The organism is Priestia sp. VA7 (assembly GCF_055710015.1).
Genome location: NZ_JBVQPN010000002.1, coordinates 406,382 through 432,571, shown reverse-complemented (window position 1 = coordinate 432,571; position 26,190 = coordinate 406,382). Strand labels below are relative to the sequence as shown.

The 26,190-nt window shown below is 38.1% G+C and carries 28 protein-coding genes; 7 read left to right on the top strand and 21 right to left on the bottom strand.

The genetic code is table 11. The features are described from left to right. Window positions 1-30: 30 nt before the first annotated feature. The 8 genes from AC0C45_RS08730 to AC0C45_RS08695 all read right to left on the bottom strand — a co-directional run bounded on the left by AC0C45_RS08730 (window position 31) and on the right by AC0C45_RS08695 (window position 7,207). Window positions 31-393, bottom strand: coding sequence for a hypothetical protein (locus AC0C45_RS08730; protein ID WP_237893583.1), 363 nt, complete (start codon window positions 391-393; stop codon window positions 31-33). Then, a complete protein-coding gene (locus AC0C45_RS08725; protein ID WP_472928038.1) occupies window positions 394-2,007 on the bottom strand; it encodes a DUF6792 domain-containing protein in 1,614 nt (537 codons plus the stop codon). Further along, window positions 2,000-2,683, bottom strand: coding sequence for a hypothetical protein (locus tag AC0C45_RS08720; RefSeq protein ID WP_237893581.1), 684 nt, complete (start codon window positions 2,681-2,683; stop codon window positions 2,000-2,002). The genes AC0C45_RS08725 and AC0C45_RS08720 overlap by 8 nt, the downstream gene beginning before the upstream one ends. Window positions 2,684-2,941: 258 nt before the next feature. After that, the gene (locus AC0C45_RS08715) at window positions 2,942-3,331 is read right to left on the bottom strand and encodes a PepSY domain-containing protein (RefSeq protein ID WP_034653927.1); all 390 of its coding nucleotides are present in this window, start codon (window positions 3,329-3,331) and stop codon (window positions 2,942-2,944) included. A gap of 205 nt (window positions 3,332-3,536) precedes the next feature. After that, window positions 3,537-3,719 (bottom strand): DUF3973 domain-containing protein, encoded by a 183-nt coding sequence (locus AC0C45_RS08710; protein ID WP_013055747.1) that lies wholly within the window; start codon window positions 3,717-3,719, stop codon window positions 3,537-3,539. Between the two features lie 229 nt (window positions 3,720-3,948). Next, the gene (gene galE / locus AC0C45_RS08705) at window positions 3,949-4,929 is read right to left on the bottom strand and encodes a UDP-glucose 4-epimerase GalE (RefSeq protein ID WP_472928036.1); all 981 of its coding nucleotides are present in this window, start codon (window positions 4,927-4,929) and stop codon (window positions 3,949-3,951) included. Between the two features lie 197 nt (window positions 4,930-5,126). Next, window positions 5,127-6,011, bottom strand: a complete 885-nt coding sequence (locus AC0C45_RS08700) for a fumarylacetoacetate hydrolase family protein (protein WP_075421379.1) — start codon at window positions 6,009-6,011, stop codon at window positions 5,127-5,129. Further along, window positions 6,008-7,207: an amidase gene (locus AC0C45_RS08695; protein WP_237893579.1), complete on the bottom strand. Its 1,200-nt coding sequence runs from the start codon at window positions 7,205-7,207 to the stop codon at window positions 6,008-6,010. Before AC0C45_RS08695 ends, AC0C45_RS08700 begins: the two co-directional genes overlap by 4 nt. 203 nt (window positions 7,208-7,410) lie before the next feature. Here AC0C45_RS08695 and AC0C45_RS08690 point away from each other — a divergent pair, with 203 nt between their 5' ends. From AC0C45_RS08690 to AC0C45_RS08675, 4 genes are all read left to right on the top strand, one after another. Then, window positions 7,411-8,121: a M50 family metallopeptidase gene (locus tag AC0C45_RS08690; protein ID WP_472928035.1), complete on the top strand. Its 711-nt coding sequence runs from the start codon at window positions 7,411-7,413 to the stop codon at window positions 8,119-8,121. 148 nt (window positions 8,122-8,269) lie between these two features. Continuing rightward, entirely contained in the window at window positions 8,270-8,983 is a 714-nt protein-coding gene (locus AC0C45_RS08685) for a suppressor of fused domain protein (RefSeq protein ID WP_047931780.1), read from the top strand. Window positions 8,984-9,167: 184 nt separating this feature from the next. Beyond that, the gene (locus AC0C45_RS08680) at window positions 9,168-10,100 is read left to right on the top strand and encodes an aldo/keto reductase (RefSeq protein WP_016763291.1); all 933 of its coding nucleotides are present in this window, start codon (window positions 9,168-9,170) and stop codon (window positions 10,098-10,100) included. A gap of 124 nt (window positions 10,101-10,224) precedes the next feature. Further along, window positions 10,225-10,455 (top strand): hypothetical protein, encoded by a 231-nt coding sequence (locus AC0C45_RS08675; RefSeq protein ID WP_237893577.1) that lies wholly within the window; start codon window positions 10,225-10,227, stop codon window positions 10,453-10,455. On the opposite strand, the gene AC0C45_RS08670 is transcribed toward AC0C45_RS08675, so the two are convergent. Beyond that, a complete protein-coding gene (locus AC0C45_RS08670; RefSeq protein WP_237893576.1) occupies window positions 10,435-10,788 on the bottom strand; it encodes a DUF4181 domain-containing protein in 354 nt (117 codons plus the stop codon). The two genes, AC0C45_RS08675 and AC0C45_RS08670, sit on opposite strands and share 21 nt — an antisense overlap. Before the next feature lie 32 nt (window positions 10,789-10,820). Then, a complete protein-coding gene (locus AC0C45_RS08665; RefSeq protein WP_034653940.1) occupies window positions 10,821-11,690 on the bottom strand; it encodes a LysR family transcriptional regulator in 870 nt (289 codons plus the stop codon). A 131-nt stretch (window positions 11,691-11,821) separates the two neighbouring features. Between AC0C45_RS08665 and AC0C45_RS08660 the strand changes: the two genes are divergently transcribed. Beyond that, window positions 11,822-12,496: a class I SAM-dependent methyltransferase gene (locus AC0C45_RS08660; RefSeq protein WP_472928034.1), complete on the top strand. Its 675-nt coding sequence runs from the start codon at window positions 11,822-11,824 to the stop codon at window positions 12,494-12,496. 565 nt (window positions 12,497-13,061) lie between these two features. Then, a complete protein-coding gene (locus AC0C45_RS08655; RefSeq protein WP_472928033.1) occupies window positions 13,062-14,111 on the top strand; it encodes a L,D-transpeptidase family protein in 1,050 nt (349 codons plus the stop codon). A gap of 67 nt (window positions 14,112-14,178) precedes the next feature. On the opposite strand, the gene AC0C45_RS08650 is transcribed toward AC0C45_RS08655, so the two are convergent. Further along, on the bottom strand, window positions 14,179-16,110 hold the full coding sequence (locus tag AC0C45_RS08650; protein ID WP_472928032.1) for a hypothetical protein: 1,932 nt from the start codon (window positions 16,108-16,110) through the stop codon (window positions 14,179-14,181). A 136-nt stretch (window positions 16,111-16,246) separates the two neighbouring features. On the opposite strand from AC0C45_RS08650, the gene AC0C45_RS08645 reads away from it, so the two are divergent. Then, window positions 16,247-16,840, top strand: a complete 594-nt coding sequence (locus AC0C45_RS08645) for a YdbC family protein (protein ID WP_472928031.1) — start codon at window positions 16,247-16,249, stop codon at window positions 16,838-16,840. Window positions 16,841-16,872: 32 nt separating this feature from the next. On the opposite strand, the gene rpiA is transcribed toward AC0C45_RS08645, so the two are convergent. The 10 genes from rpiA to AC0C45_RS08595 all read right to left on the bottom strand — a co-directional run bounded on the left by rpiA (window position 16,873) and on the right by AC0C45_RS08595 (window position 26,185). Then, the gene (gene rpiA, locus AC0C45_RS08640; protein ID WP_034653951.1) at window positions 16,873-17,541 is read right to left on the bottom strand and encodes a ribose-5-phosphate isomerase RpiA; all 669 of its coding nucleotides are present in this window, start codon (window positions 17,539-17,541) and stop codon (window positions 16,873-16,875) included. Window positions 17,542-17,623: 82 nt separating this feature from the next. Continuing rightward, on the bottom strand, window positions 17,624-18,214 hold the full coding sequence (locus tag AC0C45_RS08635) for a hypothetical protein (protein ID WP_028407704.1): 591 nt from the start codon (window positions 18,212-18,214) through the stop codon (window positions 17,624-17,626). Between the two features lie 132 nt (window positions 18,215-18,346). Beyond that, window positions 18,347-19,105 (bottom strand): carbon-nitrogen hydrolase family protein, encoded by a 759-nt coding sequence (locus tag AC0C45_RS08630; protein ID WP_047931786.1) that lies wholly within the window; start codon window positions 19,103-19,105, stop codon window positions 18,347-18,349. Between the two features lie 67 nt (window positions 19,106-19,172). Continuing rightward, window positions 19,173-20,435 (bottom strand): PTS ascorbate transporter subunit IIC, encoded by a 1,263-nt coding sequence (locus AC0C45_RS08625; protein WP_034653955.1) that lies wholly within the window; start codon window positions 20,433-20,435, stop codon window positions 19,173-19,175. 3 nt (window positions 20,436-20,438) lie between these two features. Further along, complete coding sequence (locus AC0C45_RS08620; RefSeq protein ID WP_013055730.1) at window positions 20,439-20,714, bottom strand: PTS sugar transporter subunit IIB; 276 nt, start codon at window positions 20,712-20,714, stop codon at window positions 20,439-20,441. A 15-nt stretch (window positions 20,715-20,729) separates the two neighbouring features. Next, the gene (locus AC0C45_RS08615) at window positions 20,730-22,757 is read right to left on the bottom strand and encodes a BglG family transcription antiterminator (protein WP_472928030.1); all 2,028 of its coding nucleotides are present in this window, start codon (window positions 22,755-22,757) and stop codon (window positions 20,730-20,732) included. 159 nt (window positions 22,758-22,916) lie between these two features. After that, window positions 22,917-23,831, bottom strand: coding sequence for an N-acetylmuramic acid 6-phosphate etherase (gene murQ, locus AC0C45_RS08610; protein WP_047931788.1), 915 nt, complete (start codon window positions 23,829-23,831; stop codon window positions 22,917-22,919). A gap of 35 nt (window positions 23,832-23,866) precedes the next feature. Continuing rightward, window positions 23,867-24,760: a BadF/BadG/BcrA/BcrD ATPase family protein gene (locus AC0C45_RS08605; protein WP_472928029.1), complete on the bottom strand. Its 894-nt coding sequence runs from the start codon at window positions 24,758-24,760 to the stop codon at window positions 23,867-23,869. A 4-nt stretch (window positions 24,761-24,764) separates the two neighbouring features. Then, window positions 24,765-25,853, bottom strand: coding sequence for a DUF871 domain-containing protein (locus AC0C45_RS08600; protein WP_034653965.1), 1,089 nt, complete (start codon window positions 25,851-25,853; stop codon window positions 24,765-24,767). Beyond that, window positions 25,850-26,185, bottom strand: a complete 336-nt coding sequence (locus AC0C45_RS08595; protein ID WP_016763277.1) for a PTS lactose/cellobiose transporter subunit IIA — start codon at window positions 26,183-26,185, stop codon at window positions 25,850-25,852. Before AC0C45_RS08595 ends, AC0C45_RS08600 begins: the two co-directional genes overlap by 4 nt. Window positions 26,186-26,190: the final 5 nt, after the last annotated feature.

Genomic DNA, 26,190 nt, shown 5'->3' with positions numbered 1-26,190 from the left:
AGACCACTGTCTGAGGAATAGCAGTATCCCTTATGTTAATTCACTTTCATCCATTGATTCTTTATATCGAATTTTGTACTCTCTCTTATGCATATCTTTAACAGAATGCATAAAACTCATAATATGCTGAAATGCTCCAGTATCATACTGCTGAGCCCTTAGCGTATATCCCCTCTCAGCTGCTTCTAATTTACTTTTAACAGCATCCGCAAACTCACCCGTTTGGTTTTCTAAATAGCTTTTAGCATGCCAAAGCTTTTCATTCACTTCTTGATCCTTTTTGATTAACTCTTTAATCCTTTTTGCCTGCTCGTCTTTGAAGTCATCACCATCAAATTCAAACGTGTATTTACCGCTCGTTGTTCCTGTGTGTGTAAAATCAAAATCAAACAATTAAATCCCCCCTACTACTTCTTTCATGCTTTTAATATCTGAAGCTACCGATTCGTCTGCTTCCATTATCTTCTCGAAATTTTGGAAGAACGCTTCAAGAAACTTTTGATAGTATGTAACTTCCTCTTGAATAGAAGAAATAATCTCTTCAACAGGGGTAAATACACTATTGTCTAGCGGATCAAACGTTTTGTCAAACGTCACTTTTTCAGCCACACGCTTTTGTCCAAACCAAGCGAGAGTAGCTCCGTCTTTATCTACCTTTTCCATAAATGACTGGGGATAAGCTTCTTCTCTGGATATTTTCATTTTTAACTTTTTCTTCTTAGCTTCGAAGACTTCGTTAATTTCACTATGTAAATACTGCTTTAGCGCATTTAAGTTTGCTTCTTTGTCTTTAATGGCATTAGCACAGTAATAAACAAACTTCTTCATTTGTTCATAATCTAGCAAGATTTCTTCCTGAGATCCTGAATCAAAAACCTGGTAATACGTCTTCATAGCATTAGCTTCTGTGTATTTGACAACATAATTAATTCCGTGGAGTTTTGCTTGATCTCTTTGAGATATTCCTTTATAAACCTGTGAGAACCCCCCGGGACTAGTTAGTAAATTAACTCCACCTGCTACACCTAGAGCAACTCCAGCTTTTATCTCACCTAAATAGAGAAAAGGATACTTTTTTATATGCTCAAGGTATTGCTCACTCTTATTAGGAAGGTCGAGTAACGTTTCCTGTTTTACATGATCATTTGCAAAGCCTAAGCCACCTAGTATCGTTTTCACTCCAAGATTATAGCGAAATTGGTCTATCATATACACTGGGTTCCATTTTGCTTCTTTCTGAAAAGGATATTTTCCCATGTTAATCATTTCTTCTGTATCTAAATCTCCGAGCATGGTTACTTTATTGCCTGCATACCAGCTGCCAGGAAACGATTGTGCATGCATTGGTTCACCTTTCACCCAAGTATGGCTGATAGCAGCTTTTTGTCTCTCATAGTAGATGTTGGCTAGTTCTGTTAGCCTTTTAGCAGATATTTTATTTTCTCTGCCTACTTGATGCTCCACGTACCTTGCAAAGGTCTGATCAAGCTCCACTAGTTGCTTTACATTAACAGGTGCATCATTTAGGCCCCTTACACCTGTAAAATTCTTCGTTATCAAGCTCAATGTTACTATAAGGTGGCCTCCCAAAGAATGCCCATCGCCATATCTTTTTACTTTCACATTGGAGCCTTTTAAATTTGCCTCTACTTTTTTATACATCTTTACTGCATCGTTAATCTGTGCATTATTTTTTCCAGCCCCAACACCTAAAGCATCATAAACAACATCTCCAAAGTCCTTAGACGGCTCAGTGCCTCTAAAAATATAATAGACTTCGTTAATATTTCTTTGTTTATCATAAAAATGAATAGCAGCTCCGTCAAATCCAGACTTTTTTCCAATCCCCATCTCTGAGCTACTGTAAATTTCAAAATTAGGAATTTCTCTCCCTGTATGTTTTTTGTATATCTCTTTAATTTCTTTTTCTTTATTAGATAAGTTTTTATATTCAAGTTGAGTTATTTTATTTCTTAAACTATTATCTAAAATGCATTTATCATTCATGCTTCTTTCCCTCTTTAAAATGAATACTATTCAGTACTTTTACAAACCAATCTTTTTTGTCAGATTCCCTACCAACTTGATTATTTAGACTGTCATCGAACCATAATTCTATTACTTTACTAGAATTCTTATCTGCTACGTATGCTATATATGTATTGGGAGCATGTTTATTTTTATCATAGATAACATGTTCTTCTGTTCCCTTAAAATAAAGATATCCTGTATCAAAGTATATACGTGTATTAGCTGTTTCCCACTTTTGAGGATTATTTACTCCAAACTCATCTTTAAATAAACTCTCCACGTAAATAGATTCATCATCAGGATTGCTCTCTGATAACTTTACTTGTAAATAGTTCAACTGATTTTCTTCTTTATTCTTAACTGATGAAGCTTTCCATCTTTCGTAATAATCTCCATCCCTTACATACTGTTGCTCATTTTCATGTAACAACTGATACTCCTCAGGAAACCACATCGTATACTGCCCGGTCTTCGACTTAAACTCATAAAACCCGTCATCCACTTTTTTATCTTTGTTTAAGAATTCACGTGTAAAGTGATCATCAAAAGCGGGGACGTTTGGGTATCGGCTTTCGTTTATCATCCATATTCCTCCTATTAAAATAGCAGCTCCTGCAATGACTGCAATAATGGTCTTCGTACGTTTTTTCATTGTCGCACACCCTTTTAGTTATGTTATAACCTATGTTTTATACATGTTCGATACTATCATACTTATAATGGGAGAGTCATAAGCAGAACGAATCAAAGAACCATAATTAGGAAGTGGTTATTTTTTACTATCACTTACCCTTTCTATTAAAGAAATAATCACTTCTTTTTTTATCATTGTTACCTTTATTAATGATTTCTCTTAATAAAGAAAACCTCACTTTCAAAAAAGTGAGGTTGATTACATAATATAAGCCATTTACTGAATGTTTCGCTCTTCTTGTGCCAGCACATCAATTTCAGCATCAATCTTTACGCTGTGGGTTTTTCCATCAGGTCCAAGAATCACAATTTCGTACTGCTTGTTAGTGAGAACAATCGATTCGATAATACCTTTATGCTGTCTTAGCGCATATGCTTTTGCACGGCTTTTAGTTAAAGGAATCGTTTTTTCTTTCAAAATACTGCCGGTTTCGGCGTTAATTTTTACTTTGTGCTCTTCTCCGTTTAACGTAAGGATATCTACTATATAAATAGGAAGAGTGAGTATTTTACTCAGCGATATGGATTTGACAATGCCTTTATATTCTTTTAATGCGAGAAGCTTTGCTTGTTCTTTCAACAAAAGAGATCGTTTTTCAGAAATCATTTGACGCCATCCTTTCTAGTTTATAAAACGGACTGCTGTTTCAATTTCTTAACGTACCATACCCTATGTATACGTCTACTAACTAGTATAGCGGGCTTGTCTTAAATTTATCTTAATATTACATGAAAGATAGCTGAAGAAAGCTGTTATTCACTGAAAAAACTAGACCTGGTTAGATCTAGCTTCTTATTGGTGAATGTGAATTCTACATTTTTTTCGTTTCGAATCGTTCTACGGCTCTCATTTGTTTGATTGATGGGGATTTATGGACGCACATGCCTAGATGGACTTTTTGAAGCAAATAGGGATCAATGTAAAAACCATTTTGAAAGATGTTTTCTTTTTCCTGTTCGTCATGAAATTTGGAGCATCTTACACAGTAATACATATCATAACCTCCTTGCGGACTATTTTATAAACGGGGATAGTTGTGAATGGTATATTTACCTACATCATATGGAAAAGAACAAAAGTCGTGCTTGTTTAGGGAAAATGTCCGAAAAGAAGAAGGCTTATCTGTGGGCTAAAACACTGGATTTTAAAAATGATTATTTAGAACATAAATCAGTTTAATCGTAATAAAAAAGCCTCTTTCAAAAAGAAAAGAGGCTTTTTTATTAATTTGTTACTTTTGCGCTGTTTTGATGCCAGTTCCAAGCTGATGCGATGATTTTTTCTAATGAAATTTGCGCTTTCCAGCCTAATTCTGCATGAATTTTATCAGAAGATGCAACTAGGCGTGCCGGATCTCCAGCGCGACGGTCTGCCATTACAACATTCGCTTTTTTACCGGTTACTTTTTCACACGTTTCGATCACTTCTTTTACAGAGTAGCCAAGTCCGTTTCCAAGATTGTACGTTGCTGTTTTCTCCGAGCCGTCTAACAAGGCCTGAAGCGCTGAAATATGAGCATTCGCTAGGTCCGTTACGTGAATGTAGTCACGGATGCACGTTCCGTCTGCAGTATCGTAGTCTGAGCCGAATACAGAGATGTTTTCACGTTCACCAAGAAGGTGCTGAAGAATGATCGGAATCAAGTGCGTTTCAGGATCATGGCACTCGCCAATTTCTGCTGTTTCGTAAGCACCCGCTGCGTTGAAGTAACGAAGCACCACATATTCCATATCGTAGGCACTTGCAAAGTCAGCTAAAATCTGTTCAATCATTAACTTTGAACGTCCGTACGGATTTATTGGGTTTGTTGCCGTATCTTCTGTAATGATATCTACAGAAGGAATCCCGTATGTAGCAGCAGTAGATGAAAAAATAAACTTTTTCACATTATGCTTCATCATCGTTTGTAAAAGGGTTAACGTGGCAGCTACGTTGTTTTGATAATATTTAAGAGGATCTGTTACTGACTCCCCTACTAAACTATTAGCAGCAAAATGCATGACAGCATCAATTTTATGATTTGTGAATACGCTTTCTAAATCTTTCTCATTACCTAGATTTCCTTCTACGAATACCGCTTTCTCATCGATTGCCCAGCGATGACCCGTTGATAGATTATCAAGCACCACAACCTCATTTGTTTTCACTAATTCTTTTACTAGGTGGCTTCCGATATAGCCTGCTCCTCCGATGACTAAAATCATACTGTCAGTCAGCTCCTTTTTATTAAGTGTCGCTACAGATATCGTACCCGTTTCTTTTCCATTTGTAAATATTTCATTTTTCAGTATATGATACCGCAGCTGTCTCTTTTAATTAGTATATCTACTAATTGTGAACTGAGTGTGAAGATATTCGTTTCTGCTCAAAAACCCGTGCGTGTAGGCAACGGGTTTTCTTCTTAGATTTGCTGAGGCACTTTCTTCATATCTTTTACTTTATTTTTTAATGGAAGCATCCCTTCAATATGACATTCAATACAGTCCCCGTCTTCAATAACAGCCGGTCCCGGCGTTCCTGTTAGAATGATATCACCTGGATGCAGCGTCATGACTTTTGAGAAAAATGAAACACAGTATGCGATGTCGTAAATCATATTAGACACTGTATTTTCATGCTGCATGTCTCCGTTTAGCAATGTGCGCACTTGAAGTGATTTCACATTTGATATGCTTTCTTTTGTAATAAATTCTGAGCCTATACTGCAAAATGTATCAAAACTTTTCGCTCGCATTAAGTAGCGATGATTCGCCGCATGAATATCAGCTGCGGTTACGTCAATTGCTGATGTATAACCAGCAATTACGTTTATGGCTTCATCTGGCTCTATATCCTTACACGTTTCGCCGATTACCACCGCTAGTTCTGCTTCAGCCGTTGTTTTGTAGGACTGCTTTGGAATACGAATACTGTCATCTGGTCCAATAATGGCGGTTGCGGGTTTTAAAAAACTAACTGGATCAATGGCACGGTCGTAGTCTTTTAGTTTTTCTTCAGAAGCCGCATAATTAAATCCAATGCCTAATAATTTCGACGGATTACTAATGATAGGAGCTGTTTTTCTGCCCTGCAAGTGCAGTAAGGGAAAAGAGCTGTTCATACCAAATTTATTATGGGCATACCATGTTTCAAGGTGGCGAAGTTCTTTATATTGAATAAGATCCCAAATTGTTGTAGACCAGTTTGTTAAATATTTAGTATTAATATCTTCTATAAGCAGAATGCTGTCATTGTCTAAAATGGCTGCTTGTTCTTTCCCTTGCTCTATTATATTTACTAACTTCATGATACGCTCCTTACCGATGCTTGAATGATACGACCGCTGTTTTCTTTCACCCAATTTAATAATTTTTCATCTTGGTTGTATCCTGCAATAAAAGATAAACCGACTGGCAAACCGTCTAGTTCTCCTGCAGGTATCGTAACTTGGGGAAGACCGCTCAGGCCGGCAATACACGTCATTTGAAGTGTTCGCAATCTTCTGTTTTCTAACTCCGGTCCTTTTGCATCTTTTACAGGCGCGGGTCCTGGAGCTGTAGGAAGGACTAATATTCCTTCTTCCCCAAGCTGTGAGTACATAAAATAGCGAAGTTCCCGACGCTTTTCTTCTATATAATTCATATTTAATAATGTAAGAGTGCTGGCCCATTGAAAGCGGCTTCTAATGTCTTCTCCAAACGTTGGGTTTTCTTTTTGAATCCACTCTCCGTGCGTTTGCCAGATTTCTTTTCCTTGCAGCAAACGGAAGGTTTCCATATATGTAGAAAAACCCTGAGGAGCAATCGCTATCTCTTCTATAGTAGAGAAAGACTCCATTACGTGGTTGATAGACGGCGCAAGAGCTCGCATGCTTTGTTCATCCACAAGTTCCATCACATCTGTTGGTACATACAGCCGTGTAAATCCACTAGCACGCGACGTTGAATTTAATAAAACCGCTCCTACTTTTTGCAGAGTGTGGCCGTCTCTAGCCATTACACCAACTGTATCAAAGCTTGGAGCAAGTGGAATCAGACCGTTTGTAGAAATGCGTCCGTGAGAAGGACGATACCCAAAAATACCGCAGTAGCTTGAAGGAATTCGAACCGATCCTCCCGTATCTGTTCCAATCGCAAAATCAGTTAGTCCCGCTGCGACAGCAACCGCTGATCCGCTTGAAGAACCTCCCGGAATTCGATCTGCGCTTTTTGGGTTTACGGGTGTTCCGTAATGCGCGTTTTCTCCATTTAATCCGTACATAAGCTCATCGGTATGCGTAACTCCCTTTAGTGCAGCTCCTTCTTTTAAAAGAGCAGCTACTACGTCTGCATGTTCGCTTGCAGGCTGATGCGTGGCGAGCCAATCTGGATTTCCCGCACTTGATATATGTCCTTGTACATCAAATACGTCTTTTAACGCAAAACTCAAGTTATTTAACATTCCCGTTCCCGTTGGAGGTACGTAAAGGTCACTGTCTACAAATGCGTTCCACGTATCTTTCATTCAACCATCTCCTCATTTCTTATATCTGTTTAGAATATAAAATTTGGAATAAGCTGGTCAATGAATGTGTCAGGTCTGTTAACACTAATATTATGTAAATCTTCCAGTTTCTCTTTTCCTAGAGAAACTAGCCGTTTCATTTCCCTTTTAGCACGTTTGCGAGTAAAGTAGAAACATATCATTTTACGAAAAGGACTATCGCGATGGAACAATCTACTACGCTTTTCTTATTTATTTTATTAGCTTTTGTGCTAACAAGAGGCATTCCATTTATAGGTTCATTTGCTCCTAGCATTAATCAGCTGCTTCGGCATATTGGACGTTATTTTTCAAATTTAAATACGATGTTTCATGAAGATGGCCACGCGTTAATGGGGCTTATTGTCGGAAAAGGCGTCAATCGCATTGAGCTTTATACCAATAATGAAGGCGTAGCTGTGACTGCCACCTACGCAGGATCCCGTGGATGGCTGCCGCGCGTTATTATTGCTTTAGCCGGCTACCCGTTCAGCTCAGCAATGGCTTATTTGTTTTTCTACCTGCTCGTTCACCATCACTACGACTGGCTTTTTTACGGGTTAGGAAGTGTTGTTGTTATTAATTTACTGCTTTGGGTACGTAACGGATACGGAATTGTGTGGCTTTTTTCTATCGGTTTGATCCTCGGAGGTATTTATTATTTACAAGACCCACAGCTTACACGCTACAGCATGATGTTTGTTGGTGCACTCTTACTTGTAGAATCTCTATTTTCTGCCTTTATTATTTTTGTGTTAAGCATCAAATATCCACACGATGCAGGTGACGCTACGAGTTTAAAGCAGCTTACCCATCTTTCAGCACGCTTTTGGGGTTTTTTATTTTTCGCACAGGCCGTGCACGTGGCTTATTTAATTTTTCAACTGATTTATTAAAGACAAAATTCTATGATTTCCTAAGAAAAATTTGGGTATTTTATAATTTAAAGGAATAATTTACTTTCATGCACTAAATAATGGTTTACGAGTTCCCTTAATGAGGTATATATTGGGTACTATGAAGTCGTAAAGAGGTGTGGGATACTTGTCATTATTTTTAAAGTGGAAGCAAAAGAAGCAGGAAAAAGAAGCAGAGCGTGTTCTTGAGGAATCAATCTCAAAAAGAAAAGACTACTGGAACACAATTGGACATGTAGACGGAGACGTATTAACTCATTTGTTAAATCCCATGTTTTTTGGCGGGCCTGCTTGGCCATCTGGACGTCAAACATTTATTCGCGTTCAAAAAACAGAGACGGTTATTCTCGCAAGCGACGGCTTGTCCGATCCGTTTCAATCACCCGAAGAAAAGAGCCGAAAGCAAGGAAAAGGATTAGAATTCTATATCGAATGCGATGATGAATCTCTGCGCGGACCTTTATCTGATATCCAGGATCACTGGGCATTTGACCTTCTTTATCAAATGAGTCAAAATGCTGCCGCTCATCCTAATATGCTAGAACTATTCATGAAGCACGATATTCTTTCAATTGAATTTACTGATTTGGACGTACCGTCTCATTTTGTAAATGAAAACGGAGAAATTGGTGTATTGCTAGGCGTTCAGTCTCCTTCTGTTTCAGCTAGCCTCTCTTTACCTTACGAATCTATTAAACTGATTAGCATGAAGCTTCTTACACCAAACGAATTAGAGTATGTACGCGAACAAGGAGCGCAAGGACGCAGGCAGCTTGCTGAAACATTTCAGCTGTCAAAAAGTTATCATATTACCATGACTAAAAGAGAATCTCTTATTTAAAAGAGGTTCTTTTTTTATTTCTGCTATTGAAATAGAGCCCTGTAGAATATACTCCTTATTTACATGTAACTCAAGTTCACATACTTTTTTAAAGCTGCTTTTCATATGAGCGTACTATTTTTGATTCATGGTATATTTTGCTATAGTAAAAAAGAAGATATAAAAAAGGAGATGGACGTTAGACATGGCAGAAAAAGTACAGATTGGAAAATCCGAATTATATGTTAATCCTATTGGACTTGGAACAAACGCTGTAGGAGGACATAACTTATATCCTAACCTAAACGAAGAAGTCGGCAAAGACCTTGTTCATAAGGCGCTAGATAATGGCATAAACCTCCTTGATACAGCGTTCATTTATGGTCCAAAACGTTCTGAAGAACTAATTGGTGAAGTGCTAAAAGAACGTGGAAATCGTGAAGAAGCGGTTATCGCCACAAAAGGAGCACATAAAATTGTTGGAGATGAGGTACTGCTAGACAACTCTCCTGCGTTTTTAAAACAATCAGTTGAAGATAGCTTAAAACGCCTTCAAACAGATTATATCGATTTGTATTATATTCATTTCCCAGACAAAAACACACCAAAAGACGAAGCGGTTGGTGCGTTAAAAGAACTAAAAGATGAAGGTAAGATCCGTTCTATTGGCGTATCAAACTTCTCGTTAGATCAGTTAAAAGAAGCAAATAAAGATGGTTATGTAGACGTGGTACAAGGCCAATATAACTTAATTCAGCGAGAAGCAGAAAACGATATTTTACCTTATACGGCTGCAAACCGCATTTCATTTATTCCATACTTCCCGCTAGCTGCTGGTTTACTTGCTGGGAAATACGATAAAAATACAAAGTTTAATGACCTGCGCGAAGATATGCCTCATTTTATCGGGGAAGCATTTCAGCAAAATCTAGAAAAAGTAGAGCGTCTTCGTCAAATCTCTAGCGCAAAAGGCGTAGAAGTAGCTCATCTTGTTCTGGCTTGGTACTTAACGCGCGATTCAATTGATGTATTAATTCCAGGGGCAAAACGCTCTGAACAAGTACTTGATAACTTAAAAACACTAGATGTTCAGCTCACTTCTTCCGAAATTAAAGACATTGATCATATTTTTAAATAATATAAAAAGAGGCTCGGACAAAATAGCTGAAGGGAAATCCGAACAATCAATCGAAACGATTGATTGTTCGGTTTTTTATTATTATGGTGAACGTAGGTTTCATACGTTTAGCTGCTTCTAGCTGTTGATTGGAGGGCAAGACGAAGACTCCTGCGGGAAAAGCGGAAGGGGTGAGACCCCACAGGAGCGTCAGCGACGAGGAGGCTCACCAGCCGCCTGCGGAAAGCGAAGTCTTGCACGGAAATCAACAGCGGTGTCACAAGCGTTTCAGCTTCATATATCCAATTTGTTCGTTTTCAGATTGGATATATGTAGTTATGTCTCACCTCTTTTTCTATATCCTTCCGCTGGCTAATAGAACAAAAGCCGTAAAGAAGAATCCCATCTGTACAAAGCTTGTTACGTATTCTTTTGTTTCTTGTTTATATTTCCATTCATCTATACTTTTCAGCAAAATATTCGCGACTAAGAATAGGAAAGATACGATATAAGGCTCTACAACCATAAAAATCATATCCAATATCAGAAAAAGAACAAAAGCTACCATTACATATTTGTCCCAACGTTCTAAAGCTAGACTTTCATACTCATATTTGCCCCAAAATTTGCTGCGAGGTATATCAAGCACTTTTCTTAAAATAAAATCTACTACGACTGCTGCTGCAACTAGCATGATTAATATATACATCGTCATCTCTCCTTCCTTTTTATGGTATCATTTCAGCTCGTTTCTGTTAAGGTCTCAGCTACAAAGTGCTTAAACTGCTTTATTTCTTCTGTTTCGCCTTTTGTTACGATATACGTGTGTGAAGAAGGCCGAATAATTTTTTGCTGTGAAATTATGCTTAACGTTTGATTTTCAACTTCCTTTTTCACCATAGAAAATGGCAAATAAGATACGCCTAAACCTTCTTCAATAAAGCGCTTTGTAATTTCTACTTGCGTCACAGGAAGCAGCTGAATGTGAGGATAACAAGCCTTGAGTTGAAGGAGTAAATCTTCCCAATAAACAGGATGATTATTCGTAAGCAGCCGGTAGGAAGATAACAGCTCCTGTTCCGTACGTGCTCCTACAGAAAACGGGGCGACTAAGACTGCTTTTTCTTTATGAATTAACTCATAAAAAACGTCTGCCTGACCCGGAAGCATCCTTGTTAATCCAACATCTGATTTTCTGTCGCTGATGTCTTTTCCCACCTGAAACGAATTTGTGATATTAACCGTGACTTCAATATGGGGATATCTCTCTACAAATTGTTTGATTAGACTCGGCAAAATCGATGCTGCTATTTGAGGAGCAGCGGATATAGTCAATTTTCGGTTATATCCTTGCTTCCATAACTTAAAATCCCCTACTCCTTCCTCATATGCTCCCACCATTTTTTGAGCATGAGGCAAAAAAAAGCGTCCTGCCTCAGTCAGCGCGATATATTTACCTTTTTTTTCAAAAAGCTCATCTCCTAATTCTTGCTGCAGTCGCTGAATATGCTTTGATACAGCAGGCTGCGTTAAAAATAAATCTTCAGACGCTTGTCTGAAATTTTCATAAGAAGCCGCTATGATGAATGTTTTTAGCCATTTGATCTCCATTTTCTTCTCTCCATCTCTTTCTATTCATAACAAACTGGAATCAATACTGCTTATTTTTGTTTATTTTCTTTTCTATCAAACTTCTATACGATATATGTATCTTCATATTACCAAATAAAGGAGCTGTAAAAATGAAAAATAGCGTTAAAGAAAAATTTAATGCTCATGCTTCTCAGTATGATGAGCAGCGCCGCAAACTCATTCCTTGCTTTTTTGATTTTTATTCTATTCCCGTTTCTCTTCTTCACTTTTCAAAAAAGCCTCTTCGCATACTTGATATTGGAGCAGGTACAGGCTTGTTTTCTTCTTTTATTAAAGAAAAGTACCCAGATGCGCATTTCACGTTGATTGACGTCTCAGATCAAATGCTTGAAAAAGCAAAGGAACGCTTTAAAAATGAACAGCATATAGAATTTATCGTATCAGATATAACAAACTACAAATTTGAGCACTCATTTGACATTGTGATTTCTTCACTTGCTATCCATCATTTAGAAGACAAACAAAAACACAAGCTGTATGAACAAATTTATGATTTGCTGCATACAGGAGGAATATTTATTAATGCTGATCAAGTATTAGGCCATTCTTCTATTATTGAAGAGTTATATAAAAAAGACTGGAGCGAACGAATTGCCGCAAGCGGGTTAACTCATGAGCAAATTGAGGCTGCTCATGAACGTACGAAGTTAGATAAAATGGCAACCCTACATGATCAGTTAAATTGGTTAACAGCAAGCGGGTTCAGCACAGTGGATTGCATTTATAAATTTTTTAATTTTGTTGTAATGTATGCTCAAAAATAACGATTTAAAAACTACTTGTCTCTTTGCAAGTAGTTTTTTTACTCTCTCCCTCCCTATATTCGAATAAGAATATTTATCTATTTCCACAAAACTACGCATACTTCTTTTCCAGTTTCGTATATCTAATAATAGCTTCGTTCTCCTTAACTTTTAATTTTTTTGTACATAAAACCCATATAAAGTATTTTTATACTATTTTATGTCTTTTTATGGTATAAAAAATACAAATATGTTACAATACGATTACAAAACAATCTGTATAACGCTTTCATTTCTTTACACGTAAATGAAGAACTGGAAAGGATGTGATGCTTATGTAAATATGAATCCCCTAAATTAGTAAACTTATATTCCTAAAGTTGTACAAAGCATCAAGAAAAACTTAGTTATTCTTATTATTATAAATTCCCGCTAGTAAAGTCTTTCTACTTAATGATTTCCTTATTAAGCGCATACATACAGGCATAGAAAATGCAGCTATTCGTCTTTTATTTTATTAGTGAAGAATTTACAGCACCGCCGCACCATACGTTTTTCATTAATGCAGCCTAAGGAGGCGCACCACATGGCAAATAGAATATCAAGAACAACAATCGTCCTCATAGCGGCTATTTTAGCTCTAGCCTGCTTATTTGTAGGAGTTCCAAAAACGGAAGCTGCTTCAACACCATCTCATTTAATTATCATTAACAAAGCGACGAATAAACTCGCTTATTACCAAAATGGTTCACTTGTCCGAACGTTTTCAGTAGCAACAGGACGCACGCAGTCTCTTACACCAGAAGGCCATTTCAAAGTGGTGAATAAAATTGTCAATCGCCCTTATTACAAAGGGAACATTCCTGGTGGAGATCCTAGAAATCCCCTTGGCAATCGCTGGCTAGGCCTAAATGCGAGAGGTACATACGGCACGACGTATGCTATTCACGGAAATAATAATCCTGCTTCCATCGGCAAATATGTAAGCAGCGGATGCGTTCGTATGTACGATGAAGAAATAGAATGGTTATTTAGTAAAGTGACCGTCGGTACACCAGTGGTGATTACAACTTCTTCTAAATCATTTAACGACATTGCAGCAGCAAACGGGTACAACGTTTCTGGAAACTCAGGTTCTGCTCCAGCTCCTTCTACAGGAACTGTTTTAAAGAAAGGAAGCAAAGGAAATGCAGTTAAAGAACTTCAGCAGAAACTAACTTCACTTGGCTATAATACAAAAGGTACGGATGGTGTGTTCGGTGCCAATACAGATTCAGCTGTTCGTAAGTTCCAAAAAGACCACGGCTTAACGGCTGACGGCATTGTTGGCCCATCAACATATAAAGCTTTAGGAAGTTCAGGAACGAACCCGAACCCGACGACACCAACAAAGCCAACAAATCCACCAGCAGATACAACAATTAACACAAAACAAACGCTTAAAAAAGGAAGCAAAGGCAGCAATGTTCAAGCCCTTCAAAAGAAATTAACGGCGCTTGGCTATGATACAAAAGGCACGGACGGTATTTTCGGTGCTAATACGGAATCAGCTGTACGTAATTTTCAAAAAGACAATAAGCTAGCAGCTGACGGCATTGCCGGACCTAATACTTTAACTGCTATTTCTAAACGCTAATAGAGCCTGAAATCAGGCTCTGTTTTTTTATTGATAAACCTTTTTTATATTGACCTCCCTTGACTCCTTAATGAACCAGTACGCCGTCTTTCTTTTCTACAACATATTTGATCAACTGATAGACCGTTCTCATAAGAATTTGCTGCTGATAGATATCATTTTTGGCAGGAATTACGTTTTCTATTAGTCTGCTATATTTGTAGGCTTGATCGTCTTCTTTTTGTTTATAAAGAGCGACCCAGTCATTACGGGAATTTTCAAGCAGGTGTTCGTTAAAATAGGAATAAATGACGGTTGCGAACTCACCTGCCAATTCTTGAATAACCTGCTGTCGGTCGGTGACCGAATGATAGGTACTTGACCACCCAGACGGCTGGCTTAGAAAATGCTCGTAGACAGATGAAATAAAAGCGGACGCAATGACTGGCACCGGCCCTTCATGCTCTCCTAAGGAAATGTTCAAACATGTTTCTCTATCCATATAAGGAATGTTCAGCGACTCCATCGCTTCATAAAAAGCCTGAGAGACAGTCAAATTTAAATAAATAGGATGCAGCTCTTGCTGCTTTTTTCTCGTTTCTGATACTAAAGCTGCCTTTAAGTCTTTATACAGAAGATGACTCTCTTTGGATTCCTCGTGTACACATTCTAAAATAGACGTATTCCCTACTGTTAAATAGTAGTGAAGCTGCTTTTTCATAAGAGGTGAAACGCTTTTAAGCGCATAATCTATCATTTTAGCCATGGCATGTTTTTTAGCATAATCCGTACGGCAGCTTGGAGAGGTAAGCAAATCTCCGTGTGTAACACAAACGTTTACCTTAGCACCGTGACCATGTACGATGAGCTGTTGAAGAAATTGAATATTTAATTGTTTAAGTCCATGATGTACGTATAAAATAGAAGCTGCTTGTTTAAAAGAATCGTGGATGGTGCTCGTATATTCAAAACAAGCATGCTCGCAAATCGCTACTCCTTTTTTAAAAGAAAAAGGGCCGCAAACTTCAATTCTACGAAACAATGGATAAATAAGACGTCCGTTATTTTCTTCTTCTTCATTTGTTAGCGGACCAAAGGAAGACAACTCTTTTGCTGTGAGACGGCAGGATATTGGCCAGTCGTCTTCTCCTATTTCCCATGTTCCCTCCTTGTATTCTTTCAACCGGGATTCAATTGCCAGAAGCATTTGCTCGGTAATTTTCCTACATTCAAGCCTCTTGTGCCATCCTTCTGCAAAATCTTTTCCTTCGTGATCAACAGCGTCTTTTACTATTTCACTTTCTCGTTTAATTGCATCTACAAATTGTTTGAATGAACTATTTTCATCACTCATTCTTAAAGGAATATCATCATTAAAATAACGGGCTTTGTATGGGATATCTCCCAAAAGAGCGCGCAGATTAAAAGAGGAATCTCCGTGTAATAATTCAAAGACCAAGTCATAATCCGTGCCTCCTTCAGCATACACTTCAGCGCTTCTTAGTAGGATATTCTCCAATTTCCTTTGCACTTCACTTCGCGTAAAAAAAGAGACAGCAGCTTCATAGTGTTGGGAATCCTTCACCTTATACGTAGCAGAATAAGCGCCTTTACTGCCTATTCCTAGAAAGCCACATTCCTTTTTTATACCAAGAAGCTGGCGGATTAAGGCTGTTTTGCCGCTTCCTTGTTCTCCGATTACATGAATGTACTCATACTCGCTGTCAATTTGTTCGCTCGTTCTTTTTTCAATATCGTTATAAAAAGCATTCACTACTCGTTCATCATATCTTGCTTTTGCTCTTCCTTTTGCAGTACTTGTCCAAAAATCCTGCACTCTCAGCAGTTCATTCATCTCTTCAACGAGAATGTCAATTTCATCGTGTTGCTCTGTATACATAAACCGTTTAACAAACGGGTGCGATCTTCCTCTTTCATCTTTTTTAAACGGATGCTGAAACATAATTGACCAGCCTTTTCGCATAGGAGATTGACAGGCTTTTGCACGAAAAACTTTCATTCATTTCCCCTTCTTTCCCTAACATTGTCCTATTTGAAATGTATGGCTTTTAAAGGGGGGATATGTCTATGATTTTCCTCTTTTTAGAAGGATTTTTCCTTCATTTATCGAAGTAATTAATTGAGGTGATGGGAGAATGTTGACAAAAATTGTGAAATGCAGCATACCGACTGATAAAAAAGCATCTTTTTCATATACGCAACAGCATTGGGCTGCTCTTGCACACGTGAATGGTTTCATTGGCCAATTAGGGGGTTGGAACGTGGAAGATGGAACAGATGCTTGTATTCTAGCTCTGTGGGAAGATGGAACAACTTATCAAGAATTCATGAAGCATACTCATGATTCTATTTTTTATAAAAGCAAGCAGGATCAAACATATACGAATTTGGACGTTTCAACATCAGATCCGTCCTACTTCATAGGAGCACGCTACAATTATTATCGAAGCAGCGCCATTGAAAGCCGTTATTTAGTAAAGACGGAAATTGAAGTCGATTTTTACGACAAAGAAGATATCCATGAGATGGTAAAAAGCTTGATAAATCCTTCTTATCGCTGTTTATCTCACGTTGTATCACCAATCGAGCATAGCAAGCTTGTCATTTTTTCATTATACGGATCTGCTTGTCCGCAAAAAACAATTGATACCTTTGTTCATCCAAATGTACTGAACGCGTCTCAATACATATATCAATTAGAGAAAAATTGGAACGTTCTTTCCAATTAAAAAATAGAAGCCTAGGCCCGACGCCAAAGCTTCTATTTTTTTATGATATAAACATCTTGGTTTTGTACGGTAATAACTTCCTCCGTCATTCCTACAAACAAACCGCTTTCTACTACGCCTGGGATCCTTATCAGCTGCTTTTCCAACTCAGCAGGATTTTCAATTTCTGAAAAATGGCAGTCTAGAATGTAATTTCCGTTATCGGTGATAAACGGCGTATGATCATCTAAAAGCCTAAGCTGCGGTACACAACCTGCACTGCGAATGTGCTTCGCAGTCATTTCCCAGCCAAAACGTATAACTTCAACAGGAAGAGGAAAAGCTCCTAGCGTCTTCACTATTTTCTTAGAATCTGCAATCACGATAAACCGCTTCGCTGCGTACGCAATCATTTTTTCTCGAAGCAGCGCGCCTCCTCCTCCTTTAATTAAAGAAAGTTCGCTATCTACTTCATCTGCTCCGTCAATTGCTATATCAATATATTCAACATCTGCTAAGGTAACAATGGGAATACCTAGTTTCCTTGCCAGCTCTTCTGTTTTTTGAGAAGTAGGAACCGCTTTGATGTGTAATCCATTTTTTACTCGTTCACCTAGTTTTACAATTGTATAATAAGCTGTTGAACCTGTCCCTAGTCCTACAATCATTCCATCTTCAACAAATTGTGCTGCTTTTTCACCAACTGCTTGTTTTTCAATCATACAAAGGCCTCCTTACTCATATTGTACCCGTTTACATAAAAAAGGAAAAGCATTATGAACCCTTACGTAAAAACTCAGCTGACTATTCAGCTGAGTTTTTTTGAAACTGTGTATTTAGAAGAATTTTTTCTACCCAATACTGCTGTTTTGTACTGTTTGTCTGTTCGCTGCTTTTTAGTTCAAACGTATAGTAAATATACTTGTCTGAATAATCATCATTCACATAAGCATGATAAATGCTATGCTTTCCATCTCTTGTTTGTTTTTTCACATAAATCGTTGCATTTTTACCTTTTAACATGTAATCAGGCTGAAACGCATCCATTTTATTTTGAGCTGCTTTGCTTTTTTTCTTAGAAAATAAAGCCGTTATTTTCCCAGCATTGTATGAATCATTTTCCTTCGTTGATGCTGTCCATACTTCACTTTCATCTTCACTGCTTTTATAAGAAGATTTATGAATAACATACTGAAGCGGAAACCACATCCTATATTGATTGGTATCCGAAGTAAATAATTCAAATCCATTGTCTGTTTGTTCATGATCGACCAAAAATGTACTCGTAAACTTATCTGCCTGCGCTTCACTTTTAAATTTCCCGCTTTGAAATAGCCAAATTCCTACGGCAATAACCAATGCTCCAGCTACTGATGCGACTTTTTTTCGATCCATTGTTTCCACACACCTTTTAATATCCCTTTAACTTTTGATAATACCATATTGACGTTTATATCGTCATAAGGAGAAATAACCAAAGGGTTATAAGAGCGCACATGCTAATTTAACTAGAAAAAATAAACTTTTTTACAATAGTAAATTTGATAACAGACGCTGAGCTAACAGCCGGTTAGCCTCATCGGGCTCTATCGTATACGTTAGTAGTTCTTGCTTTTCAGCTTTCGCTTTTATCAAACATTCACCCTTTGGAGAAAGAAGAGAAGTGGTGCTTTTTTGGTTCTCTAAGGCATAATTCACGCTTGCAAAGTAAATACCATTCTCCGTACTTCTTGCAATCATTGCATAATCATAAAACTTCGGATCTGGTACTTCACCAGTAAACTGTGGATGAAACACAATGCTTGCTCCTCTTACAGCAGCCCATCGGACAGTTTCAGGATAGCGCCATCCCTCATGGCAAATAACAATACCGAATTTCACGCCGTTTATTTCAAACAACTGGCGGCTATTTCCAGGCTTATAACCAAATTGATCTTCTGCTGGATCAATTTGATTTTTAGTTTGATACCCTAATTCTTTTCCATTTTCATCAATTACAAAAGCAGTTAAATGCATACCAAGTTCGTCGCGCCATTCCAGTGGTAAAATTACGTTGAGCTTTAACTGTTTGGCAAGCAACTTAACTTTATAAAGCGTATTTTGTTGAATTTCGTGATTGTAGGCCTCAACTTCAAAACCCACCCCTCTAAGTCCCGGCACAATTGATTCTGGAAAACATACAAGGTTACACCCTTCTTCTGCTGCTTGTTTCATACAATTTTCTACCGTTTCTACACCCTCTGCGGCTGACTTTGGAAATCTCACTTGCGCTAACCCAATTTTCATTCATTGCTCCTCCACTTCCAATATCATAAAAAACTCATGCTACTAGCGTAACATGAGTTTTTTATCTTTACGTAAATAATTTAATTAGCATACTAAGAAGAATACCTACCGCACTAAAGTCCGAATCTCCAAATGTTGTGCCTTTAAAACCTAACGACGCGAGAACAGGCAGTAAAATAGCCGGTAAAAAACTAATTAAGATTCCATTGGCAAATGACCCGACCACTGCTCCTCTTCTTCCCCCCGTCGCATTTCCAAATACTCCGGCAGCTGCTCCCGTAAAAAAGTGCGGAACGAGGCCCGGCACGATAATACTTAGACCAAATAGAGGCAAAAAGAACATTGAAATGAGACCAGCGATAAAGCTTGAAAAGAATCCAATGACCACTGCGTTAGGAGCAAACGGAAACACAGTTGGACAATCTAGAGCTGGAATGGCATTTGGTACCGCTTTGTCAGCAATTCCTTTAAATGCTGGTACAATTTCTGCTAAAAGCATACGAACACCCGCCAGCACGACATATACTCCTGCTGCAAAAGTGATTGCTTGAATTAGCGAGTACACAATAAAGTTTTGACCCCCGCTTAATTTTGTTTCGATAAATGCAGGGCCTGCAAAAAGTGCAACAATAATAAATAAAACGGTCATGGTCAGTGAGACAGAAACGGATGTATCCCGAAGAAATCCTAAGGATTGAGGAACTTTAATTTCTTCTGTTGTTTTTTCGCGATTTCCTACTCGCTTGCCGATAAACCCTGCTACTAAATAGCCTAAGGAACCAAAATGACCAACGGCAATATCGTTTGACCCTGTAATTTCACGCACATACGGCTGAAGCAGTGCAGGAAATAAAACCATTAAAATACCTAATAATAGTGCCCCGATCAAAACCAAAGGTGCTCCCGTTAACCCGCCGGTAGATAAAATTGCTGCAATCAAACAAGCCATAAACATGGTGTGATGCCCAGTTAAAAAGATATACTTAAATTTCGTGATGCGCGCGATAATGATATTTACAATCATACCTAAGAGCATAATCATCGCTGTTTCTGTACCAAACGTTTGTTGAGCTACAGCTACAATTGCTTCATTATTAGGAATGATGCCTTCAACGGAAAACGCTTTATTAAACATTTTTCCAAACGCTTCAAGTGAAGCAATTAATATATTAGCTCCCGCTCCTAATATAAGAAAACCCATAATTGTTTTTAAGGTGCCTGATACAATATCTGCACTTTTTTTCTTTTGAAGCAACAAACCGATTAGTGCAAACAACCCTACTAGAATAGCGGGTGTTCCTAATATATCTTTCATAATTAAATCAAACATGGCTTACGCCTCCACGAAGTATTTTTGCAGTGCTCCTTTAATTTCCGCTTGATTTAAAATGTTTTGCAGTGCCACAACCGTGCGAGTGCCATCATCCAATTGATTTACAATATCTGCAGATCCTAAATAGATATCTGCCTGCTCCGTTTTACTAGTTGTTAAATCCGTATGAGATACCTGTGCTTCAACACCAAGCTCTACTAAAATTTTCTTTACATTCATTTCCACAATAAAACTGCTTCCTAAACCGTTTCCGCATACAACTAAAATCTTTTTCATTTTTTATCTCTCCTTTTAATTTGAGTAAGCTTCAATTAATGCAAGCATTTCTTGTTTTGTATTCATAGCAATAAGCTTGTCAATATTATCGTTTTCAGATAGCATCATTGAAAGCTGTGACAGTGCTTTTAAGTGGGTTTCATTATCAGTAGCAGCAAGTACGATAATAAGCTGCGCTCCGTGCTGTTTTTCAGTAGAAAAATAGACCGGCTCCTTTAAACGAAGCATGCTCATACCCACACGATTTACACCGTGTTCCGGCCTTGCATGAGGGAGCGCCACTTTTGGCGCAATAACAATATAAGGGCCTAACTGTTCTACACTTTTGATCATTGCTTCTACATAAGAAGGTTCAATATATTCATAGTTCAACAAAGGCTTGGCAGCCAGCCTAACAGCTGATTTCCAATCATCTGCTGAATCTGTAAGCTGCAAGAATGGCTCTTGCAATACTTCATGCAACATTGGCTTTTTATCCTCTCTTACCATTTTTTTAGATTGCTGTATCACTAGTTTTAAATTAGCTAACAGAGCTGGTTCATCCTGAATATTTGCATGCTGCTTAATAATACCCATGATGGCTTGAGTGGTTAGCTGAGAAGAAGCTGGTTCAACTAAGTCGATTAACCGCTGCTTTTCATCATCCGTTAAAATAGGATTCACAAGCATCACATTCATTCGCTTTTTTAATGGCGTAGTTGTAATAACTAAATCATAGGTTTCTTTAAACTGCTCATAATCTCTTACCGTCATTGGCCCTATCAATTCAGCATCTGTTAACAGTTGTTCAAGCTGATACTGAAGCATACGGGACGTTCCAATTCCATTGGCACAAACAATAACAATACGCTTTTGTTTTTGCCTTCCCTCTTGTTTTTTCATCCATCCTCCGAAATGAAGAGCAAAATAAGAAATTTCGTCTTCATTAATACGTGTTTGAAGGCTGTTTTCCAAAGGAAGCAACGCTTTTTTTGTCAGTTCCACTATATCCTGATACTTTGTTTGAATAGCCGAAAGCATAGGATTAGGGAGGTGAATATTATAGAGAAGCCTGTAATAAGCCGTCTTCAAATGAATATATAAATTTTGTTCAAGACGATTTCGATCTTCAAATACCACACAAGCATATGCTTGAAACCGTGATACCATTTCTTTTACAATGCTTCTCATCCAATCATCACTATCTGCTTGATTTACTACATTTACTTTTGCACTTAGTAAAACCGTGGCCAGATAATGTTTTTCGTGAGGTGGAAAATCAAATCCTAAAACGCTTTCAATTTCTTGGAGCGCTTTGTACTGCCTGGTTTTTTCTAATTCATCTTTTCTAGTAATCAAGGCGTCTACATAGCGCTTGCCTCCAATACGCTGAATACAGCACGTGAGCATATAGGCTAATTGCGTCAGCATCTTGTCTGTAAACGCCATTCCCAGTTTATCTTCACACTCTACAAGCCAGTGATAAATCATTGAATATTCGTAATCTGCTTTCATGACCCTTTTCAACAACTCTTCATGATGTTGACTTAATAATTCTGTGATGTGTATATAAAGCAAATTTCGAATGTCGCTTTCAGATCCTTTTACTTCGTACCCATCTTTATAGCTATATGTCAAAGATATGCCTTTCTTTACCCACTTGTTTTTTAAGTCTTTAATATCTTGTAAGACAGTATTGCGACTAACTTCTGTTTCATCCATGAGCTGCTGAGTTCCGATTTTCCCGCCTCGAAGTATACACATCAAAGCAACGTATATTTGCCGGTCCTCAACTGATAAGTAAGCAGATGGCATAACATGAGAAATTTGTTTAGCAACTTGGTCCTTTACTTGATCGTTTAGAAAAAAGCCTTTCCCATATGTGTACTGAACAAATTCTAATTCTTGCTGACACAGCCAATCGTTAATTTTTTCAATATCATAATAGATAGTACGCCTTGACACTTGAAACTGCTTCATTAACTCTTGTACTGATATAAATGTTGCGGCTTGAAGCAAAACTTGCAATACGGCCGTACTGCGTTTGTCTAACAAATGAATCACCTTCAGTCCAATTCGTGCACAAATTGAAATACTTACTATGCTTTATGCTTTTACTATACTACGGGTCTTACAAAATGATTAGACCGAATTCACCCACATACATTGTGCAAAAAATGTACTCAACAAAAAAAGAAGTGCCGTATGCACTTCTTTTAAGAGCTAATCTTTAGTCGGCTGTTCCATTGCTTCTCCGATGGCTTTTTTTAAATGTCCGTCATGTTTATCAAGCAGCCGATGCACCTCATCACCTTCTGTAGAAGTAAGAAGCGCAAGAATGGCGGCTTTTGGCGTTTTGTATGTTTGTAAACTTTCCGCTGCCTCCTCTGGTGAGACGCCTGTTAGTTCCGCAATAATATTTTTAGCACGCTGTACAAGTTTATCATTAGTCGGCTGTACGTCTACCATTAGATTGCTGTAGACTTTACCAATTTGAATCATAGAAGCGGTCGTCAGCATATTAAGAACAAGCTTTTGAGCAGTTCCGGCTTTCATTCTTGTTGAACCTGTGACAACTTCCGGCCCTGATTCTGCTACTATTGCATATTTTGCTTCTTGTTCCATAGGTGATTGAGGAGAATTTACAACACAGCCCGTTACTGCCCCCAGGCTGTTTGCATACGCAAGCGCTGAGAGTGTATAAGGAGTTCTTCCGCTTGCAGCTATACCTACAAGAATATCTTTATTTGATAAATTAATCGCTTTCAAATCTTCTATCGCTTGTTTCTTATTATCTTCTGCTCCTTCTAACGCATGACGAAGCGCTTTGTCTCCCCCGGCTATGATCCCAATTACTTGTTCGGCAGGTGTACCGAATGTTGGTACACATTCAGATGCATCTAATACACCTAGCCGCCCGCTTGTACCTGCTCCGATATAAATAAGACGTCCGCCTTGTTTAAAAGCACTGACAATTTCATCTACTAACAGAGCAATAACAGGCAGCACTTTATTGATCGCCTGAGGCACTTGATGATCTTCTTCATTAATTTTTTTTACAATTTCCAGACTTGATAATTCATCAATGTTTAAGGTTTGCGGATTGCGTTTTTCTGTTAAGATATGATTTAAGTTCACTGTGATCCCCTGCCTTTTCCACCATCATTTTTTCTCTATTTATACTCTTTCATGAACAGCTGATAAGCTCCTTTAGCAGATGATACTCGCTGTGTTGCCCACTGGATATGCTTTATTTCTTTTTCACATGCTTTTTTATAAACATCAAACACTTCTGGAACTTCCGTTAAAATGCTGCCTTTGCATGACAGCAAGCAGCTCCCTTCAAACCGCTGTTTCTTATATAAATGAAGAGTCATGTTTGCAAGGTTCTTTCCAGCCTGTTGAAGAATGTCACTTGCTTCTTGTTTATGGTTTCTCGCTTGATTTACAACAAGCGGAGTGAGTGAAGCAACTTCTGATTTAGGAGATGAATAGACAAACTTTTTTATATCGTGTATGGTATCTGCTTTTACATGTTGCAAGATTGTCTGACTAAGGCTGCTGTAAGGACGGCTTTGATCATGCTCTTTCGTCAGCAATATCAGTGCTTGAAGACCAATCCAATATCCGCTTCCTTCATCTCCAAGAAGGTGTCCCCACCCTCCTCCGTATTCGTACACTCCGTCTTTTTTCCCAATGCTGACGGCTCCAGTACCTGCAATAGTTAAAATCCCGTCTTTTCCATGCAGTAGTGCTTCATGTGCAATCATGGCGTCATCATATAAACCTACTTCTACCTGATAACGATCATAAAAATATCTTTTTATTTCTTCTTTAGATAATGCTTTACTTCCAGCAAGCCCCAGTGAAATGCCTTTACATGTATGATCAGCAAGCGCAGCTTTGCACGCCGTAATACATTCATCAATATGAGTAATAGCCGTATTGTAATTAATGAGCAAATTGCCATAGCCGCTTTTTGAAGCAGCGAGCTCTTGACCATTTAAGCTGTAAGCAACGGCTTCTGTTTGTGTTCCCCCGCCGTCGATACCAATAATATAGTCCATTTTATCACCGCTCACAAAAAGCAAATTTGTCCCATGGCTGCAGTTCATTTAGTAAAAAAATTTCCTCTTCTGCAATGCGTCCTACTACGTTTGTTTTACCTGAGTTCTCCATGTCTAACAGCGCAATTTGCAGCTCTCCTTTGTATTGTCCATAGAGTTCATTTTCTATTAAAATATCGCCTCTTCGAATGGAAGGAGTATGCGTAGGCTTGAATTCTTCTTTTTTATATTTTACTCGGCTTTGCGTAGAGCGAATTAAATAATCAGATACGTCTCCGCGGTAAAAATGAAACTCTTCCAGCACAATTTTTTTCTCAAGCTCGGTAATCGTATCATACAGGGTCACGTTAAAAGTAAAGCGCTCTTGCTGAACAACATCACGCAGCGCCTTCATCTCTTCTTCTGATGCATACGCATTCGCAATGATTGCACAATCAATTAATCCCGTTTTAAAAAGATGCTTAGCCTGCACGTCGATCGGAAGCGTGCGATGCATTTCAAGCGTACAAAGCCCTTCAGTAACAGGCCACGGTCCAAAAGTAGCGCTTGGTGAATTAATAAAGGCTGCTGTTTCAAGGTTATGTTCTTTAAACAATGCTGAACACTTCAAAAAGTGATCATACGACAATCCCGCATATCGATGAGGATAGAAGTTGTGCGACCCGAGCAGCTGCTTTCGATTCGGTCTGTAACTTAAAATATTATCCACATACTTCGTCGCATTACTCATGTTAATTTCAATTTTTAAGCCGTATGGATTAAAGGTCATAATGGACTCTTCATTTCCCGTATACCCTAGATCAAGACGAATAGCATAAGCCCCTAATTCGTAAAAAAAAGATAAGTCATCATAAGAAATGCCAAGCGCTCCAAATACGCGAGGAGCGATGTCCACTACTACTTCCATCTCTAGCTCATTGGCAAACTCAATGATTTCTTTAAAATTTGCCATTACTTTTTTCTGATCGCCTTCAACAGAAAGCAAGCATGTAAAAATGCGGGTAAATCCGTATTGATGCGCAAGTGCTATATACGCTTTATCTTTTTCGACAGTCGAATGTTCCGGGTAAATCGCAATACCTAGCTTTTTCATTGATTTTCGCCTTCTTTTTTAAATTTTTTAATAAGCTTAATCATATGTTCAATTAATTTTTGCTCTGAAATAGCCGTCATTAAATGATCTTGTGCGTGAATTAAAAGCAGCGACTTTTCAATTGTTTTTCCGTTCAATTCACGTTGAATAAGCGCAGTTTGCGTTTTATGAGCATGACTGAGCTCTTCTTGAGACTGCTTTAAAAGTTCGTCAGCTCTATTAAAATCATAGTCTTCAGCTGCTTCTAACGCTTCATATGCAAGTGACCTGGCATTTCCTCCGTATGCAATAAGTTCAAAAATTTCATTTTCCATATTTGCTGCTTCTGTCATTTCTT

Coding starts and splice junctions, on each gene's coding strand:
- AC0C45_RS08725 (WP_472928038.1), bottom strand. CDS start 2,007: ATGAATGATAAATGCATTTTAGATAATAGTTTAAGAAATAAAATAACT.
- AC0C45_RS08720 (WP_237893581.1), bottom strand. CDS start 2,683: ATGAAAAAACGTACGAAGACCATTATTGCAGTCATTGCAGGAGCTGCT.
- AC0C45_RS08715 (WP_034653927.1), bottom strand. CDS start 3,331: ATGATTTCTGAAAAACGATCTCTTTTGTTGAAAGAACAAGCAAAGCTT.
- AC0C45_RS08710 (WP_013055747.1), bottom strand. CDS start 3,719: ATGTATTACTGTGTAAGATGCTCCAAATTTCATGACGAACAGGAAAAA.
- galE (WP_472928036.1), bottom strand. CDS start 4,929: ATGATTTTAGTCATCGGAGGAGCAGGCTATATCGGAAGCCACCTAGTA.
- AC0C45_RS08700 (WP_075421379.1), bottom strand. CDS start 6,011: ATGAAGTTAGTAAATATAATAGAGCAAGGGAAAGAACAAGCAGCCATT.
- AC0C45_RS08695 (WP_237893579.1), bottom strand. CDS start 7,207: ATGAAAGATACGTGGAACGCATTTGTAGACAGTGACCTTTACGTACCT.
- AC0C45_RS08690 (WP_472928035.1), top strand. CDS start 7,411: ATGGAACAATCTACTACGCTTTTCTTATTTATTTTATTAGCTTTTGTG.
- AC0C45_RS08680 (WP_016763291.1), top strand. CDS start 9,168: ATGGCAGAAAAAGTACAGATTGGAAAATCCGAATTATATGTTAATCCT.
- AC0C45_RS08670 (WP_237893576.1), bottom strand. CDS start 10,788: ATGTATATATTAATCATGCTAGTTGCAGCAGCAGTCGTAGTAGATTTT.
- AC0C45_RS08665 (WP_034653940.1), bottom strand. CDS start 11,690: ATGGAGATCAAATGGCTAAAAACATTCATCATAGCGGCTTCTTATGAA.
- AC0C45_RS08660 (WP_472928034.1), top strand. CDS start 11,822: ATGAAAAATAGCGTTAAAGAAAAATTTAATGCTCATGCTTCTCAGTAT.
- AC0C45_RS08655 (WP_472928033.1), top strand. CDS start 13,062: ATGGCAAATAGAATATCAAGAACAACAATCGTCCTCATAGCGGCTATT.
- AC0C45_RS08650 (WP_472928032.1), bottom strand. CDS start 16,110: ATGAAAGTTTTTCGTGCAAAAGCCTGTCAATCTCCTATGCGAAAAGGC.
- AC0C45_RS08645 (WP_472928031.1), top strand. CDS start 16,247: ATGTTGACAAAAATTGTGAAATGCAGCATACCGACTGATAAAAAAGCA.
- rpiA (WP_034653951.1), bottom strand. CDS start 17,541: ATGATTGAAAAACAAGCAGTTGGTGAAAAAGCAGCACAATTTGTTGAA.
- AC0C45_RS08635 (WP_028407704.1), bottom strand. CDS start 18,214: ATGGATCGAAAAAAAGTCGCATCAGTAGCTGGAGCATTGGTTATTGCC.
- AC0C45_RS08630 (WP_047931786.1), bottom strand. CDS start 19,105: ATGAAAATTGGGTTAGCGCAAGTGAGATTTCCAAAGTCAGCCGCAGAG.
- AC0C45_RS08625 (WP_034653955.1), bottom strand. CDS start 20,435: ATGTTTGATTTAATTATGAAAGATATATTAGGAACACCCGCTATTCTA.
- AC0C45_RS08620 (WP_013055730.1), bottom strand. CDS start 20,714: ATGAAAAAGATTTTAGTTGTATGCGGAAACGGTTTAGGAAGCAGTTTT.
- AC0C45_RS08605 (WP_472928029.1), bottom strand. CDS start 24,760: ATGGACTATATTATTGGTATCGACGGCGGGGGAACACAAACAGAAGCC.
- AC0C45_RS08600 (WP_034653965.1), bottom strand. CDS start 25,853: ATGAAAAAGCTAGGTATTGCGATTTACCCGGAACATTCGACTGTCGAA.
- AC0C45_RS08595 (WP_016763277.1), bottom strand. CDS start 26,185: ATGACAGAAGCAGCAAATATGGAAAATGAAATTTTTGAACTTATTGCA.